Origin of the sequence: Bacillus sp. FJAT-42376 (assembly GCF_003816055.1) — a bacterium.
Lineage (GTDB): Bacteria > Bacillota > Bacilli > Bacillales > Bacillaceae > Metabacillus_B.
Genome location: NZ_CP033906.1, coordinates 2,565,162 through 2,582,718 on the forward strand (window position 1 = coordinate 2,565,162; position 17,557 = coordinate 2,582,718).

The 17,557-nt window shown below is 43.3% G+C and carries 13 protein-coding genes and 1 pseudogene; all 14 read right to left on the reverse strand.

Annotated features, from left to right (window positions below; translation table 11 throughout):
• Positions 1-335: 335 nt before the first annotated feature.
• The 14 genes and pseudogenes from ltrA to CEF21_RS12915 all read right to left on the reverse strand — a co-directional run bounded on the left by ltrA (position 336) and on the right by CEF21_RS12915 (position 17,539).
• Positions 336-1,596 (reverse strand): annotated as a pseudogene (ltrA, locus tag CEF21_RS12850) (group II intron reverse transcriptase/maturase).
• Between the two features lie 588 nt (positions 1,597-2,184).
• On the reverse strand, positions 2,185-2,382 hold the full coding sequence (locus CEF21_RS12855; protein WP_123916940.1) for a cold-inducible protein YdjO-related protein: 198 nt from the start codon (positions 2,380-2,382) through the stop codon (positions 2,185-2,187).
• A gap of 438 nt (positions 2,383-2,820) precedes the next feature.
• Positions 2,821-3,618, reverse strand: a complete 798-nt coding sequence (proC, locus tag CEF21_RS12860) for a pyrroline-5-carboxylate reductase (RefSeq protein WP_123916942.1) — start codon at positions 3,616-3,618, stop codon at positions 2,821-2,823.
• 279 nt (positions 3,619-3,897) lie between these two features.
• Entirely contained in the window at positions 3,898-4,893 is a 996-nt protein-coding gene (locus CEF21_RS12865; protein ID WP_123916944.1) for a LacI family DNA-binding transcriptional regulator, read from the reverse strand.
• Positions 4,894-5,003: 110 nt separating this feature from the next.
• Entirely contained in the window at positions 5,004-5,825 is an 822-nt protein-coding gene (locus CEF21_RS12870; protein WP_123916946.1) for an STAS domain-containing protein, read from the reverse strand.
• Between the two features lie 197 nt (positions 5,826-6,022).
• Positions 6,023-6,793 carry an STAS domain-containing protein gene (locus CEF21_RS12875; RefSeq protein WP_123916948.1) on the reverse strand — a complete coding sequence of 257 codons (771 nt, stop codon included), beginning with the start codon at positions 6,791-6,793 and terminating at the stop codon, positions 6,023-6,025.
• A gap of 55 nt (positions 6,794-6,848) precedes the next feature.
• Entirely contained in the window at positions 6,849-7,052 is a 204-nt protein-coding gene (locus CEF21_RS12880; RefSeq protein ID WP_123916950.1) for a DUF6501 family protein, read from the reverse strand.
• Positions 7,053-7,101: 49 nt separating this feature from the next.
• Positions 7,102-7,938, reverse strand: a complete 837-nt coding sequence (locus tag CEF21_RS12885; protein ID WP_164462180.1) for a protein phosphatase 2C domain-containing protein — start codon at positions 7,936-7,938, stop codon at positions 7,102-7,104.
• A 334-nt stretch (positions 7,939-8,272) separates the two neighbouring features.
• Positions 8,273-9,553, reverse strand: coding sequence for a 2-oxoglutarate dehydrogenase complex dihydrolipoyllysine-residue succinyltransferase (gene odhB, locus CEF21_RS12890; RefSeq protein WP_123916954.1), 1,281 nt, complete (start codon positions 9,551-9,553; stop codon positions 8,273-8,275).
• Between the two features lie 13 nt (positions 9,554-9,566).
• Complete coding sequence (gene sucA, locus CEF21_RS12895; RefSeq protein WP_123916956.1) at positions 9,567-12,416, reverse strand: 2-oxoglutarate dehydrogenase E1 component; 2,850 nt, start codon at positions 12,414-12,416, stop codon at positions 9,567-9,569.
• Positions 12,417-12,850: 434 nt separating this feature from the next.
• Positions 12,851-14,773, reverse strand: coding sequence for a vWA domain-containing protein (locus CEF21_RS12900; RefSeq protein WP_123916958.1), 1,923 nt, complete (start codon positions 14,771-14,773; stop codon positions 12,851-12,853).
• Between the two features lie 9 nt (positions 14,774-14,782).
• The gene (locus CEF21_RS12905) at positions 14,783-15,661 is read right to left on the reverse strand and encodes an ATP-binding protein (protein ID WP_481747584.1); all 879 of its coding nucleotides are present in this window, start codon (positions 15,659-15,661) and stop codon (positions 14,783-14,785) included.
• Positions 15,662-15,769: 108 nt separating this feature from the next.
• The gene (locus CEF21_RS12910; protein ID WP_123916960.1) at positions 15,770-16,333 is read right to left on the reverse strand and encodes a superoxide dismutase family protein; all 564 of its coding nucleotides are present in this window, start codon (positions 16,331-16,333) and stop codon (positions 15,770-15,772) included.
• 138 nt (positions 16,334-16,471) lie between these two features.
• Complete coding sequence (locus CEF21_RS12915) at positions 16,472-17,539, reverse strand: C40 family peptidase (protein WP_123916962.1); 1,068 nt, start codon at positions 17,537-17,539, stop codon at positions 16,472-16,474.
• Between the last annotated feature and the right edge of the window lie 18 nt (positions 17,540-17,557).

Here is a 17,557-nt window from a genome sequence, read left to right on the forward strand (position 1 = left end):
AAAAAGTGAATTAAATAGTACTGCACTGCTAACGGGCGCTTTAATGGCATAAGGATGGATCACAGCAATGGTCAAACTTTAAATTCCAAAGCAACTATAAAAGCCGATCTTCCTTAACGTAGGGAAAAATCGGCTTTCTTTATGTCGAAATTTGCTTAGCGTATGTTTTGCGCTTTTTGTTGGTAGGACCCCTTACATAGAGAAACAGGCAGAGTAAGCGCTATCAGAAAAAGTGAAATTTTCAGCCGGAAAAGAAAGAAATCGAGTAGGAGGGGGTGACTAACCCCCGACCTCTCACACCACCGTACGTACCGTTCGGTATACAGCGGTTTCAATTAAGTCGAACGCAAAGTTTCATATCTTCTATGCAAGCTTTTGAGACCTTGATTTGACCAGTAGTGGTTGTCAAGGGCTCTATCTAGTATCGGGCTTTTAGCGATACGCCAATAACCCAGCCTAGTATTTGCCCATTCCCATGCCTTATTAGGTTTGATGCCTAACTTCGTTAAGTTTCTCTGTTTTGTTTTACCTTTCTTCCATTCTTTCCATCGAATCATCCGTAATCTTCTTCGAATCCATCCATCTAACTTGGCTAGAACCGAGGGGGTATCGGCTAGTTGATAATACCCCAGCCAACCCACCAGGTAACGGTTTAGCTTCTCCAACCTGTCTTTCATACTGATAGACCACTTTCTCGATGTAATTTCTTTTATTCTCTGTTTAAAACGTTGAATACTCTGTCCAGAGATTCGGATTTTGGGTTCCTTTCGATGAGAGGTGAAAGTAAAACCAAGAAACTTACGTTTCCATGGTCGGTCTACTGCACTTTTCTCAAGATTAACTTTTAGTTTGAGCTTCCTCTCGATGAAAGTTGTGATACTTTCCATGACTCGTTCTCCTGCTCTCTTCGAACGAACGTAAATATTACAATCATCCGCGTAACGGACGAACCGGAGTCCTCTTTTCTCAAGCTCCTTATCAAGTTCATCTAAAACGATGTTTGATAAGAGAGGGGGCTTAGTGGCCCCCTTGAGGAGTACCTTCTGTATTAGGACTGACAAGTCCTTTTTCCATGACCCTTGACTGTAGATACCTGCGTATTAGTTGGAGAACCTTTGGATCGTTTATACGGTTGCTTAATATCCTCATAAGACGGTCATGATTCACTTTGTCGAAGAATTTCTCCAAGTCGATGTCCACAACCCATCTATACCCTTCTTTGATATAGCGTTTTGCTTGTCGGACTGCATCATGACCACGCTTATTAGGTCTAAAACCGTAACTTTGATTGGAGAACGTCGGGTCAAACTTCTTGTTGAGTACTTGCGCAATAGCCTGCTGGATGAAACGATCTATCACTGTCGGGATTCCCAGCTTCCTTACTCCGCCGTTCGGTTTCGGGATTTCGACTCGACGGACAGGTTGGGGAACGTAGGTCCCCGTCATCAGTTCGGTTCTTAAAGTAGTCCAGTGTTTCATGAAATGAGACCGTAGGGTTTGTACGCTCATCCCATCTACACCATGGCTTCCTTTGTTTCGTTCCACTCTTTCGAGTGCACTCGTAACGTTCTGATAGGATAAGATTTGTTCCATCATAGACTTCAAACTCCTACGTGAATCAGTCATTCTTCTTGTGTGGGGTTGCTTTCAGCCCTTCTAATGTCCCTCGTGAATTCACCACTACCTCCATTAGGAAGGATCATGTTTCTGCTTCAACAAGCAACACGTACGCCAAGCGCTGATTCTTCTTAATTGATTCAGTCCTTCCCAGCGGCTCTAGACACCCCTGGTACTATGACTTCTGCTGACTTCTGACTGTTCAGCTATTTATCACTAAATAGGTTACCGAGTGTGCTCGGCATTCCAGCCAGACCTCCCTGGGTAAGAGTGCAATCTTTCCCTCCACCTATCTGCTTCATTTACCTAATATCGCCTTCGACAGAATGGACTTTGTTTTGTTTTGCAAACTCATCCAACGATACATAAGCCTCGTATGAAGTTCGTGTTCCTCAGACCGGAGGTTTGCCGCTCGCTTCCTTCAGATTCCACGTCACCATGGACACCCTTGCTTTAAGCTAACTACTACTTCTGCCTTCGCAGTTCGGGACTCCCACCCTATAGATTACACCCATGCCAGGCGCACAAAAAAAAATAAACGGCTGAATGCAGCCGTTTATTTTCATATTAAAAGGATGAGCATGGATTGTCGACTACTTGAAGCTCTTTTGTCTGGGCAGCCATTGGGCTTTTACAAATCGGGCATAACGGCTCATCACTGCTTTTAAAGTTATCCCGAACCCAGCATTTGCAAGTGTTAGCTGTACAGGTCCAGATTTTTGTCTCTTTTGTAATAATTTCCTCAACCGGTTTTTTATTATACAAGTACAAAACCCTCCTTTTATACCTCTAACTAAAAAGCTACCCAAAAAAGGCAGCTTTTATTACTCGCAATTTCCGCAATACGTGAGATTATGAAGCGGCTTCTTTAGACTGGAGAATAAATCTCCAAAAACCAAAACAACGAAAGCCCTGCCTCTCTTTCATCCTTACGGCTCCTAGGCCGTGCCAGTATGAATCAGTTGTTTGGATAAACCAAAAACATTTTTTGAAAAAGGTTTCTTGTTAAGCAGATAAACTGAAGATAAGCTCTTGGAGGGAAAGAATGCGGTGAAAAAGAATGTTTCTTCGTTTATTTTCTAAAATCTAATTTAACTTAACTACTCTCAAGTCTATATCGAGTCGATCAAATTCAATGATACACCCGAATGAAGAAAATGTCAATAGGCTGAGGGCCGAACGTTTCCATTCAGCCCGATAGCTTTAAGATAAGGCTTTTTTATTGACTGCTGTAACGGCTTCTTTAAGTACGGATGCAAACTCATTTTTCTCCAGTACTTTGATGCCTTCAGCAGTTGAACCACCCGGCGTGGTTACTTGCTCTCTTAAAAAAGCAGGATCTCCATTCTCATTTAGCATGGCTGCAGATCCGCTGATCATCAGGGAAACCAGCTTCTGGGCTTTTGACTCTGCTATTCCATATTCTTTTGCTTTTTCGATTAACACTTCAGCAAATAAATAGACAAATGCAGGCGCACTTCCTGTAATGGCTGTCAAATGATGGATTTCTTCTTCAGAACACTCCTCAGCATGGCCAATCGCGTCAAGCAAAAGTGTTAAACTTCTTTCCTGCAAGTCGTCCAGGGGTTTGCTGCCTTTGCAAAAAAGAGACATGCTTTGTCCGATTTGAGATGCCGTATTAGGCATAATCCAGCTAACGGCTGAGTCGGGAAGTGCTTGTTCCATTTTTGAAGGACCGATTCCTGCTGCGATTGTAACAATCAGCTGCGTTGTAACTAAGCCCCGCAGTTTAGTGAAAATTTCTTCATGTTCTTCTGGAGGCACAGCCAGTACGATTGTATCAGCATCCTTTATATGATCCTGCCAATGAAAAACGGTATCTGCCCCATACTGTTGCTTCAGCCTTTCCAGTCTAATGCTGTTCGATTGGTTTGAAACAATAATTCGTTCAATTTCTTGCTCTTTTTTTGATGTTAGACCGGCAATCATGGCTTCTGCCATCCTCCCCGCTCCAATGAACAGCATAACAGGCTTCCTCATTCATTCCACACTCTCTTCACTAATCATTTTAAATAAAATTATATCATGAAAATGTATTTGGGTCATCGCTACCCTTAACTGATACAGATTAATAATGAAACTGAGACAGATTATATCTGTATCACTCTCATTTTTTGAAAAATATAAACACACTGATACAGCTGTTTTTAAGTGTTTACTATACAAAACACTTCTCCACAGATTTCCAGTCTGTGTGTATAACCTTGAATTCATAAATAAATTTATTAAATAGCGTAAAAAAAAGCCCCCTATTGGGGCTCAAGCGCGATGATTCCGATCAGCTATACTTTCTCTGCTAATGATTTCGTATCCGGATATCATTTTTTTCTGTACACTCTTTCCTTCTATGAGACTAACCATCGAAAATGCTGCATTCAGCCCCACATCAAAGTAATGGAAACTTACTGTCGTTAATCCGGGATGCACCATTTCTGAAATTCGGTAGCCTCCAAAGCCTGCAACTGAAAGATCTTTTGGAATAGCGAGTTTCTTTTCGTGAATCGCTTTCATTGCCCCCAGTGCCATATTATCTGTTGCACAGACAATTAAGTCCGGAATGTGCTCATTTAATGCATTTTCCGTCACCAGTTTCGCACGCTCCATCGAAAAATCAGCTTCAACACAATTGACTGAGTGGGGACCTCCTGCCTGCAGGCCGTCCAAAAAACCTTGTTTTCTTTTCCTGCCAACGGCTTCATCCTGTTCTGTTACCCCGATATACGTGACAGAACGGTGGCCCTTTTTATAAACAAATTGTCCAAGATCAAACCCTGCCTCATAGTCTGCATGAACAATGGAATGGAGCACATCACTTTCCTGTCCGATAATTAAAGCAGGAATTCCAGCATCCTCAAATGCTTCATTATGTTCAGAGGTTAATCTGGTTGCCATTAAAATAATGCCTGCGACTTTCTGGCGGGCAAACGCATGAATGTTTTCAACTTCACGGTCCAGAATCTGATCTGTATTTGCAACAAGCATCTGAAAACCAAGCTCTTTAAGCCGTTCATCAATTCCCATGAGCATTTTGGTCATCGTATAGGAATCAAGCCTCGGGATGATCACACCGATAAAATTCGTTTTTTTTAATTTCAAGCTCTGGGCGAATGAATTCGGTTCATATTTAGTTTCCTTTATGACCGCCTCAATCTTTTCAGAAGTGGCAGCACTTACATAGCCTCCATTTAAATATCTTGAAACGGTACTTTTCGAGACTTGAGCCATTAAGGCAATATCAGATATAGTGGCTTTCAAAAACTCCCCTCCCCCCCGTTCCTATTTCAAGCTCATTGTCATGTATTTTATAACAGAAACACGTTAAAAGACAAGTATGCGTATACTTGTCTCTGGTTGACATAATTCAATTATGAATGATGGCTGAATCCGATTCCCTGCAGGGCATACTGCAGACTTGAATAGGTCTTAATCTGACCGAAGTTGAGGTTTAATCCTACAATGGTCTGGGCAATTTCAGGTGTAATGCCGCTGATTGCTGCATTCACTCCAATCAGTTTAAGCGAATCAATAATCTGGAAAATCTGATGCGCTACAAAAGTATCGATGATCGGAACTCCGGATAAATCCAATACAAAATGCTCCACCTTCAGCTGAACACTTTTTTCTAGAGACTGCTCAAGCAAAAGTTTTGCCCGGTATGTGTCGAGAGTGCCTATTACAGGGAGAACAGCGATTCCTTTTGAAATCGGTACAACAGGAACAGACAATTCCATAACCGCACTTTGGGACTGCAAAATTTGTGTCTCGTGAAATTCTACAAACGGCAAGCTGAAATAGTAAACAATTTCATTTACTGTTTCGTCCAGTCTGCTCAGTATATGATAAAAATCTTCAAGTGAAATCTCTTGCCGCATGGCTTCTTTTTTTAATTCATTTCCGATGATTTCTCTGTAATGAGGTACTTCATTAAGCATAGAATCCAGGGTGGTACCCATTTCCGCACACTTTTTCCCTGTTTGCTTTCCCCATTCAGAAATCACATGTTTTCGCTCTTCACAGTCCATGCTTAGCGCCTCGCCATAAAGCGTGACAAGCTCCACCCTTAATGGAAGCAGTTCTGCTGATAATTCACTCAGCTTTGGATAAGCCTGATTCTGTTTTTCTGTAACAAATTCCGCTAGCGTATCTTTCTGGCTTAGAATAATCTGACTATATCTTTGCATATCCATCTATTGCCGAACCCCGCTTTTCAACAAACTAAATGTAAACTTGGCTGCTTGCTGCCGGGAGGCGGTCACTTATCCTTGAGCTGCAGCGAGCATTCTCCCCTGTCCCGCTGCTCCCCTCGATTCTGATCCCTTCCTCTCCAATCAGCAACTGTTTTTTTAAAAGTATCAGCTTAATGCTTTAGCATTGCCTGACGAAATTACCGTTTCACCAATGTAACCCCTTCTTTTTTCCAAACATAGCCGATCCCCTGTTTAAATGAGGAAAATGCTTTTGTTGAAAAACCATAGCCTCTGGATATCATCTGCTGGGCCATTCCGGGCTTCAGCCCCACACAAATGGCCTCTGTTCCCATAAGCTTCAGGGCTTCCATTAATTGTTCAAGCTTGTATATGACCGATTCATCAGGGACGGAATACATTTCCGAAAAATCAAACAGCATATGCTCTGCCTGATTCTTCCCGGAAAACAATAAAATCTTTTCGGTCATATGTTCAATCCTTTGTTCAGATAAAAAGCCGGTAACAGCGACCAGAAAAGTCCGCTCCAGCATCGTTCCTATTATAGGAGTATATAATTCTTCCATCATTTCTCTTCCGGAGCGCAGCTCATTTTCGTAATCGGTTACATCTTTCCATGTTAGAATAAAACCCCTGTTCTCAGGAAGGCGGTCGACTACAATCCGGGCTGAAAATGTCTGAAAAAGCTGGATGGAGGATGTGTAGGGCAGCGGACCATTTTCTATTTTATCAATTTGTTCAGGTGAATGGAAAGATTTCAAATTCATCCCAAGAAAAGAATCACCCGCCGGCAGCTTCATATGGGGGGCGATTGTATTTAATAAATTCGCTGAATATTCATTAAACCAGATGATATTCAACTCATTATCAGTCAGGATGAGTGCTTCTCCTACGCTATTTAAAAGTTCGAACGGGTTAACCCCCAGTATATAATCCTTTTGCAGCATCAACTGCACCATCCCTCTCTTTCAAAAACCATGGCTGGATCAGCAAAGAGGCAGCTTTTTAAGCCTCTTCGAAATAATCTTTATAAAATCCGCTTACTTTACCAGAATTGTCTGCAACAAAATAAAATTCTTCCGTTTCATTTTTCACTTCATATGTATTCCCTTTAGTCAAAGCGCGGTTGACAATGTATTTCTCTGCATTCGTATGAATACACTTTACTTTTTTTATCGTTTTTTTATCGTGCCAGTTTAAATGGTTCATATCTGGATAGCTCCTTTTGCAATTAAGAATTATAGTTATATTTTATTATTTAATTAGGATTTAGGCAAACTTCGTTATCTAATCGTATGAAAATGCCGGTCATGTCATCATGCGGCAGTCCTTCTGTATACTCTTTGTACCTTAATGCTTCTGCATAAGATTCTATGCCGGTATGCGACACTTCTTTGTACACTTCCTCTAAAGAAAGCTCCGGGTGAAAAAGTCCGTCACTTAAAAGAAACAGGCTTCGGGCACGGTTTAACGCAATTTTCCCGGATTGGATAAAATCTTTAAGTTCAGGATCTCCGTTTGCTACGGAATACCCTATTGGACGATTGGCTAATTGGCGATGGTGCTTCATTTTTTCAAAAGAACTGCTGTCAAAGAAGGATTCTTCGCGAATGTTCTCTCCACTTTTTCTTCTCCGCTCACGCTCAGCCTTTGCTCTTGCAGAAATACCCTCGACGGAATTAGATGTTAAAGGAGTGATTTTTCCGGAAATATCCTCCATGATGATCATACAATCGCCGCACTGGACATAAAAAGCTTCGTCCCCCTTAATCTCCAGAACAGCAGCACATGTTGCCCACCTTAAATGCCTCTCTTCCGTGTTCACAAGAGAGGATTTCATTTGCTCCAGCAGAAAGGAATTGGTTTCCACAAGCCATTCTTCCAGTGTTTTATTGCTGTTCCTGTACTCAGCAAGAGAAGACGCGAACAGATGAGATGCAAGATAGGCCCCGTTATGGCCGCCCGTGAATAAAGCAGGATCTAACGGGGTCACCCCATCAAATACACCAAATATCCGGCTATCGCTTGATAGAAAAAATGCATCTTCAATTTCATTTTTTTTCGGACTTTTATGGCTCAGCAGAGAAATTAACAAGGGCTCACTCTCCTTTATTGGCATTTCTGAAAGACTGTAAGTGTCACATCTATTTGAACATGAACCGTGTTCTGTTTTGAACACTTCCCATAATCAATATAGCACTTATTATTCTTTATCTGAAAGCCGGGTTTTTATAGGAATAGGAATGAGGGTTGAAGGCTCACAGGATCAAGAGCCCATTTTTTTCTGCAATGTCTTTTCTTTCTGGAGTTCCCATGCCTGTGTTTGCTCTATACTTCCATTAACAGGTGTTCAGCCGCCGAATACCTTTCAGCAGAAAAAAAGGCCTATTCCACCTGGAATAAGCCTTTTTTAGAATATACGAAATGAATTACCCTTCTAAAAGCAGGGATTCAGGGTCTTCAAGCAGTTCTTTAACCGTTGCCAAGAAGCTTACCGCTTCTTTTCCATCTACTATACGGTGGTCGTATGATAGAGCAATATACATCATTGGACGGTTTTCCATTCTTTCCTGATCAAGAGCAATTGGGCGCCATTGAATTTTATGCATGCCCAAAATCCCTACTTGAGGAGCGTTCAAAATCGGTGTAGATAGAAGGGAGCCAAATACTCCTCCGTTCGTGATTGTGAATGTGCCGCCCTGCAATTCATTCAGTGTAAGCTTGTTATCTCTGGCTTTTTTTGCAAGATTGGAAATTTCTCCTTCGATTCCTGCAAAGCTCATGCGGTCTGCATCACGGACAACCGGAACGACTAGTCCATCAGGTGCAGCCACGGCGATTCCAATGTCATAGAATTTTTTAAGCACAAGCTCCGTTCCTTGAATCTCTGCATTTAAAAGCGGGAATTGCTTAAGGGCAGCAACAACAGCTTTTGTGAAAAACGACATAAATCCAAGGCGGACATCATGCTGCTCGAAAAATTTATCTTTACGGCGCTTTCTTACATCCATGACAGCAGTCATATCGACTTCATTAAATGTCGTCAGCATGGCTGCCGTTTGCTGCACTTCCACCAAACGGTTGGCAATCGTTTGTCTGCGGCGGGACATTTTTACCCGCTCTACAGGCTTAGCCGGATTTTCAGCCTGAGGCTGAGGAGCTTTTTCAGCCGCTTTTGCCGCCTGAGGCTGCTGTTTCGGCGCATTTTGATGATTCTCGATATCGTGCTTGCGGACTCTTCCAAGAGGATCCGAAGCATTGACTGAACTTAAATCAATCCCTTTTTCCCTGGCGAGTTTTCTGGCAGCCGGGGAAGCAATGGTACGATTTTTAGAATCAGCCTGTGCAGCCGGTTCATTTTCCCTGGATGGAATACGGTCGGTTTTTGGCTCTTCTTTTTTAGATTCCTCTTTAACTGGCTTCAGTTCTGCTTGCTGACTGTCCTGATCTGAGCTTTGTCCGCTGCCCGTTTCTTCTTTTTCATCGATTGTACCGATGATTTCTCCAACTTGAACGGTATCCCCAGCGTCTTTCAGCACTTCTTTCAATACTCCGGATTGTTCTGCTGTTAATTCAACATTCACTTTATCTGTTTCGAGTTCAAGCAGGTATTCACCCTGCTCTACAAAATCACCTGGCTGCTTTAGCCACTGGGCAATTGTTCCCTCCGAGATCGATTCTGCAAGTTCCGGTACTTTAATTTCAGCCATGATCATTTCCCCCTTAGTTTCGTGTAATCGCCTGTGTGATGATGCGTTCCTGATCCTTTTTATGAACAGTAGGGTCTCCCTCTGCCGTACTGGATCTCCTGTTTCTTCCGATATAAGACACTTGAGCTCCTGATGGGGCTGATTCGCGGAGCTTCGGTTCGATATATGTCCATGCTCCCATATTTTGAGGCTCTTCCTGAACCCAGACTAATTCTTCAAGATTTTCATATCTTGCCAGAATAGATGCCAGTTCCTGCTCCGGATACGGATACAATTCTTCTACTCTTAAAATGTGGAGCCAATCCGTATTCTCTTCCGTTTGTCTTACTTTGTCAGAAAGGTCGATTGCAAGCTTGCCGCTGCAGAGCACGATCCGTGTCACAGCATGATGATTTCCGCCCATTCCGGACTGTTCAAGAACCTTTTTGAAAGATCCGCTGCTTAATTCCTGTACATCAGAAACCGTATTAGGATTTCTTAGAAGGCTTTTTGGTGTCATAATCACAAGCGGTCTGACTTCTTCCATCTTCAGGATTTTCGCCTGTCTTCTTAAGATATGGAAATACTGGGCTGCACTAGTCAGATTGGCGACTGTCCAGTTATTTTCTGCAGCAAGCTGAAGGTACCGCTCAAGTCTTCCGCTTGAATGCTCAGGTCCCTGTCCTTCATATCCATGAGGAAGAAGCATAACAAGACCGGATTTCTGTCCCCATTTCGCACGCCCTGCAGAGATGAACTGGTCAAAAAAGACTTGGGCTGCGTTGGCAAAATCTCCGTATTGCGCTTCCCATAGAACAAGGGTTTCAGGTGCAAATACATTATATCCGTATTCGAATCCGATAACCGATCCTTCTGATAAAGGACTGTTATGGACAGCAAATGATGCTTTAGCCTGATCCAGCTGATGAAGCGGAGAATACACATTTCCGTTCTCGCTGTCATGGAGGATGAGGTTGCGCTGCGCGAACGTTCCGCGCTCAGAATCCTGCCCGCTTAAGCGGATTGGTGTACCATCCAGCAAAATGGAACCGAATGCGATTGCTTCAGCAAGGCCCCACTCAACCTTATGGTCTTCTTCCAGGACACTCGCACGGCGCTCAAGAATTCTCTGCAGCTTTCCAAATACTTTAAAATCTTCCGGCCATTCAACCAAAGCGCGGTTAATAGAGCGGATATCACTGATGTCAACCGCTGTTTCCAATGGCGGGATTCCGTGAGAAATGGTCTCCGGAAGCTGAATGTCATGTACCTGCGCCACTTTTTTATCCGGCACTTTTTTGTAGGCTGTTTCAAATTTGCTTTGTACTTCTTCTTCAAGCGCTGCTACTTCCTCTTCCGTCAATACTTGATCTTGAGTCAGAGACTTGGAATAGAGCGCCTTAACTGTGTCATGAGCTTTGATCTTGCTGTAAAGCTGAGGCTGTGTAGTCATTGGCTCATCCATCTCGTTATGACCAAAACGGCGGTATCCGATCAAATCAATAAGGAAATCTTTTTTGAACAGGCGTCTGTATTCAGAAGCAAGGTAGGCTGCCGCCAGGCATGCTTCCGGATCGTCCGCGTTCACGTGGATAATAGGAATTTCATATCCTTTTGCGAGATCGCTTGCATAGCGGGTCGATCTGGAATCAGAGCTTTCAGTCGTAAAGCCGATCATATTATTGGCAATAATATGTATCGTTCCCCCGGTCTGATACCCTTTAAGCTGGCTGAGGTTGAGCGTTTCAGCTACAATCCCCTCACCAGGAAATGCAGCATCCCCGTGAATAAGAATCGCCAGCGATCTGCTTGTATCAATTTCCGGAAAACCGCTGACTTTTCGATCTTCCTGAGCTGCACGTGTATATCCTTCTACAATCGGATCAATGTATTCAAGATGGCTCGGATTGTTGGCTAATGTAATACGGGCGCGTACTGTATTTTCATCTTTAATCTGCCTGTCAGCGCCTAAGTGATATTTAACGTCTCCGCTCCAGCCATAGTTAATGCCCGTTGAACCTTCAGAAGGTACAAGATCCTTATTCGGAGCATGCTGGAATTCAGAAAAGATAATTTCATAAGGTTTGCCGAGAACATGGGCCAATACATTCAGCCGTCCGCGGTGTGCCATACCGATGTTAATCGTTTTCGTTCCGCTCTCGACTGCATTTTGGACCATTTCATCCAGGACGGGTACAAGCATATCCAGTCCTTCGATTGAAAATCTCTTTTGCCCTACAAATGTTTTATGAAGGTATTTTTCAAATCCATCCACTTCAAACAGCCTTTTCAGGAGCGCTTTTCGCTTTTCCTTGGAATGCGGTTTAAATAAATCTCCCGTTTCGACCATTCTCTTCAGCCAGTTCTTTTCCTCGAACCTGTGAACGTGATCGAACTCGAAAGATAATGATTTTTTATAGCTTTCTTTTAAATGAAGAATCGCATCGTACCCGTTTTTAACGGTAGCCGGAGCATCCTCGCAAAGAACGGAATAGGGAATTTCCTTCAGATCTTCTTCCGACAGGCCATACGCCTCGATGCTCAGAAGATCCTGGCTGTCACCCATCCCCTCGATAGGAAAGATAGACGCATTTAAATGTCCGTACGTACGAATATCCTCAGCTAATTTGACAGCTGAAGCGACTTTGACGATTTTTTCCGGACTGAAATCTGCAATCGATTGCCTTGATTCCGAAGCTGCTTTGACAGGTGCAGCGGATCCGTTTTCAGGCGGCTGCCCCAATTGTTGAAATAGCTCCTGTAAATCGGCGTCGACCGATTCAGGATTTTCTGAAAATTGATCATACAGATCCATGACATAGCCAAGGTTAGGGCCATGGAAGTCTTCCCATGTAACGTTGAGCTTTGACTTGGTTTGCGGCATTTCACACTACCCCCAACTGATAATTACCGAATGTTAAATAATAGGATATTATACTGGTATATGTTTTTGCAGATCGCGTCTTATGTAAAACAGTTAAAACGCTTCCATAGATATTTTAACACTACCATTTATTCTTTCCAACAATTATCTATCGAAAATTGTAAATAATATTGAAAAACAAAAAATTGTGCCGAATTATGGAAAAATTCGCGGAGGTTCCTGTCGCTTGGATGTTTTTCCCATCAGAAGGACATCATTTTCAAATTTTCAGTTCTGCGGGATATCCGGGCTACAGATGTGTCCCTCAGGCTCACCCGTCCTATGGCTCCCCTTTCAGTCAATCAGCACCTGAAAACAGCGGCATGTTCATAATAAAAAGAGGGCATCCCCAAAGCAGTTGGAAGGGATGCCCTGAATTCATGATGACTAAATCACTATATGCTCAGAATGCTTTTCTTCAAAAGTTTTCTTAAGAGCGGGAACAGCACATCAGGCAGAGCACTGACATCCGGTACAATAATGCTGAATTTCCCGTAAATGTTCTGAATCGTTTTAATCTGGCTTTCTTCCGCTTCTCCGCTGGACAAAAAGATATTGATCACTTCTATTCCCCTTTTGCGGGCTTCGAGAACCGCTTCGTGGGTATCGACAATTCCTTTCTGCTCATAGTCCATCGCAGCAGGCTCGCCATCTGAAAATACTAAAAGGAATTTCTGCTTTTCCTGTCTGGACACCAACTCTTTCGTCATATGCCTGATTGCATATCCATCCCGGTTATCCTCTTCGGGACTGAGCTGCATAATAGTTGGACCCGAACTTTTGGACAGTGAATGTCTGAATGGAATAACCCGGTGGAAATAGTTCGGCTGGCTGAGTGCAGAGGCTTCATTTGTATCCTCCCAAAACCCGGTTACTTGATGAACGACCCCAACAGACTTCAATGCTTCATGAAAGAGTGTAATGCCGAGCTTTGTGTCATCCATTTTATCATGCATGGAGGCGGAGCAATCCACTAGCAAGGTGAAAACGGCATCGATCTGCATAGAGGGTTCCTGTTTTTTGTAAAACAGCCTCGGATTGTCATCTGTCACCCAGCGCAGAAGTTTTCTCCCGAGTCTTCCGGTATGAAGATCTGTTCTCGGATTGGTTTTCTTATGCTCAAGTGTTTTCTTAATCATCTGCTTAAGCTTTTTTTGATAATGAGAAATAATCGCCTTATTTTCGCTATATTGCTGATAATGCTCCGGCGCAATAGTCTCAGGCTCTTTAAAAACAGGATAGGCATATTTATTTTCTTTTCCGAATGGATGCTCCCGGCCCAAAAACTCTCCATCCTGCCGGTTCTCCAAAACATCTGATTCTGCATAATTATTTCTTTTCGATTCTCTGGCAGAACCTTGCACTGTACCCATTGCCTGATCGCCGTCCTCGCCTTCACGAAGGCCGTTCCCCATTAAATCGGTCTTGGATCCATGCTCAAGGTCATATTGCAAAAAGCTGTCCGTGGCTTTGCTTGTCTCACGATGCCATGTCGGCATTTCCTGATCATGTACATCCCGTTCTTCCTTGCGGTCCAGGTCGAGGGTATCATCGTTATCCAGCTTATTCGTCCGCTTCAAATCTTTAAAGGTTAATCCATCCGCCTCTTCAAATCCGTTCTCCGGCAGAAAAAAATACGTATTCAGCATATCCTTTTCAAAAAACTCTTCAGCCGTTTCCGTTATACGGAGTGCTGTTCCGGCAGTCTGTGCCGTCCCTGAACTCTCAAAGGCCATTTCAAGCTCTCTCTGCAGAAAAGGAAGCATCCGTTCAAAATCTTTGTTCAGCAATGGAATGGTTTCAAGCGGAGATTCGGCCGTCAGCTTCAAATAGAGGGCATTAAACAGAGCATCTGCTGCAATATTCCTCTCCAGATGGATCGTTAACTGAGAACGAAAATACTTTCTGTACATGGCTGTTCTTCTATTAAAATATTTTTTTGTTCCCGGTCTTTCTTTCTTTATGATTTCTTCAATGCGAACCGATTCCAGCAGAACGAAAAGCTGTTTCGCGAATCCGCCTGCCTGAAGTTTTTTCGCCTGATCAATAAATTGCTTTGTTTCTTTCCGGCTGCTGTGAAATACTTGTCCAGAAGCCGTGAGGTAAACATCGCTCTTTAATCCGCTTATCTGATCGGCAAGCGGTCTGTGATCCCAAAAATGAGTCAGATAAATTTTATTCTCTGCCGGATTCAGATAGGAATATGGGGCATATTCCAGTTCCAGATCAGGGTTTTTAGAAAGGGTTTTGGCGAGATCGGACAATTCCATAAAAAGAAAAGAGTCAATTTGGCTATCGTTAAATTTAATAAATCTCATCAGAATTCCTCACTCGAATAACGTTTCCGCTATATTCCGGATCGCCGCCTTTTCCCTTTCATCTTCCACTTTCTCGGCTATCCCCCGTTCAATGGCTCTCAATGGAGAAATATAGGCTGCCAAATCGCACGTATCCAATAGGGCACGGATGGAAGCGGCCTCTTCTGATACCTGTCCGTTCCTGACTTGAATGATTAAATCGGCTGAAAGTCTGACAAACAAACTGATGAGTTTCTCCTCTTTCAATCTCGACTGGCTTTCAATAATCCGGCGGAGTTCTTCTCCCTGAATATAGGGCACATCAATTATTACGAAGCGGTTCTTCAATGCTTCATTCAGCGGGACCGTCCCCACATACCCTTCATTGATGGCAGCAATGACTCCAAAAGCCTCAGATCCTCTCACCACTTCCCCGGTAAACGGATTGGTGATCATTTTCCTGTAATCCAACACCCCGTTCAGAATCGGCAGTGTTTCCGGTTTAGCCATATTAATTTCATCTATGTATAGCAAATGTCCTTTTTTCATCGCCTGGATGACAGGACCTGAAACAAACTCAATTGACGTTTTCCCTTCTGATGTGTGAATGGTTTTATACCCCAGTAAAGCCTCTGCATCGAGATCGACAGAGCAGTTAATACTGTGCATGGACCTATTGAATATGGAGGAAATGGTTTCCGCAAGCTTCGTTTTCCCTGCACCCGTCGGACCTTTCAGCAGGACATTTTTCCCCAGCGCCAGCGCGATGACTGCGTCTTCTATAATAGATGGATCACCCGTTATAAATCCGCCTTTGCCAATCAGGGCAGGATCCTGTTCGGATAATCCTGCTGTGCGTTCCATCATTTCCTTTATTTCATCCGGAAGATTTAAATTCATTCTATTCATTATGCAAACCTCTTTTCAGCTTCTGCTATTCTTATGTCAGTATACAGAAAAAAGAGGGACATCACAAAGAATCCTTCCCCGAAAAGCAGATTCGGGAAAGGATAAGCTTTACATGCTATTCTCTTTTTTGATTACTCCGCATGCGATTCTTGCCCCGGAATTGCCTGAAGGATCTGTTTTGTAATCATCTTCTTTTTCATGAATGACCACTGCACTTCCATCCTCATCAAGCACATCGGAAATCTCTGCGAGGGGAGCTGTAACATCTGCTTTGATGGTTCCATCCTGTCCAATGGTTATATTCGGGATATCCCCTGCATGGGGACCGTGCGGATTTTCAAAACCGTGTTTTTTTGAATATGGATTTAAATGTGCCCCGGCAGAACTGAAATCCGGCTTTGTGCATACTCCTTTTTCGTGGATATGAATCGCGTGTTTCCCCGGTGGCAAATTTTTCCCCTCAAGATGAATGTTGATGCCTTTAATGGTTTCTGTTATAGCAGCAGTCCCGGCACTTTCCCCTTTTGACGTGATCAGAGAAACGAAAATCTCTTTTGGATTCTTTTGAGATACTTCCTCCGCGTTCTCAGAATGGTCTTTTTCACCAGAAGCACAGCCCAGCAAAGATGCCGCTGCAAGAAAAGGAATAACGGCTTTGATCCAATGATTCATCGTAAACCTCCATTGATTATTTACTGTTCATCTGCATTCTTGCCAAAGCGGCAGAGATCCAAACAGAAGACAATTGGAAGAAGTTTACTATGGATGCATGCCCATCATATGACAAAAAAAGAAGCCAGGCGGCTTCTTTTAAAAGTAGCGCTTGGCTCCGAGGTAGTGCGTTTTCCAGTAAGTGTTTGAAAGATTCGAAATGGTGATCCCCTGGGATCCGCTTGCATGAATAAAATCGCCATCGCCCAGATAGATGCCCATATGCGACGGACCGGCTTTATAAGTCGTAAAATAGACGAAATCCCCTCTTTGCGGCTCATCCACCGGTTTCATCATACTGGAGTACCCGGCAGCACTCAACCGGGAAACGGAAGTTACTTTATTCATGACATAATAAACAAAACCGCTGCAGTCAAAACCTGAAGGCGTATTGCCCGCCCACTTGTACGGAACCCCCATCAAGAGCTTTGCTTCATTGATCATGGCTTCCGTTTTCGCAGAATCATTTTGGGAAGATTCCGGTGAAGATGGCTGCGGATTGGCCGGAACAGAAGGAATTGGGTTCGATTCTGGCTTTACTTCTCCATTCAGCTTCAGAATCTGATTAACATAAAGAACATCATTTTTAAGGTTATTGGCTACTTTTAATTCGGCAATGGTTAAGTTAAACCGGTTGGCAATCTTCCACAGCGAGTCACCTGGTTTCACTTCATATGTACGTCCGCCTGCGGAGTCTTTATCCTCTGAAACAGGCGCTTTAGGCGGTGCTGGCGGAGTAACCGCCGGTTTCACAGGATTAGAAGCAGATTTTACTTTTAAAATCTGCCCAAGAAATATGGTATCGGCTCTAAGAGAATTCAGTGATTTCAGTTCATCTACCGTCATACCGAATTTTCTGGCAAGAAGCCACAATGAATCTCCTTTTTCCACCTTGTATGTACTGGAAGCAGTCTGTTCTTTTTTTGGACTGGCAGGCTTCGTTTTTTGCCCGGTTCCGGGAAGCTGCAGAACTTGTCCGATATAGATCATGTCACTCGTCAGCTGATTGGCTTCCTTCAAAGCTTTTAAAGATACTTTATACTGATAGGCAATTTTCGAAAGGGAATCCCCGCTTTTAACCTTTACGCTCTCTGCAGATGCAGATGTGGCAAAAAATGAAGCACCTGCCACTGCAGTTACCGTCAATCCCAGTACTTTATGATTCATTTACAGAGCCTCCTCTAT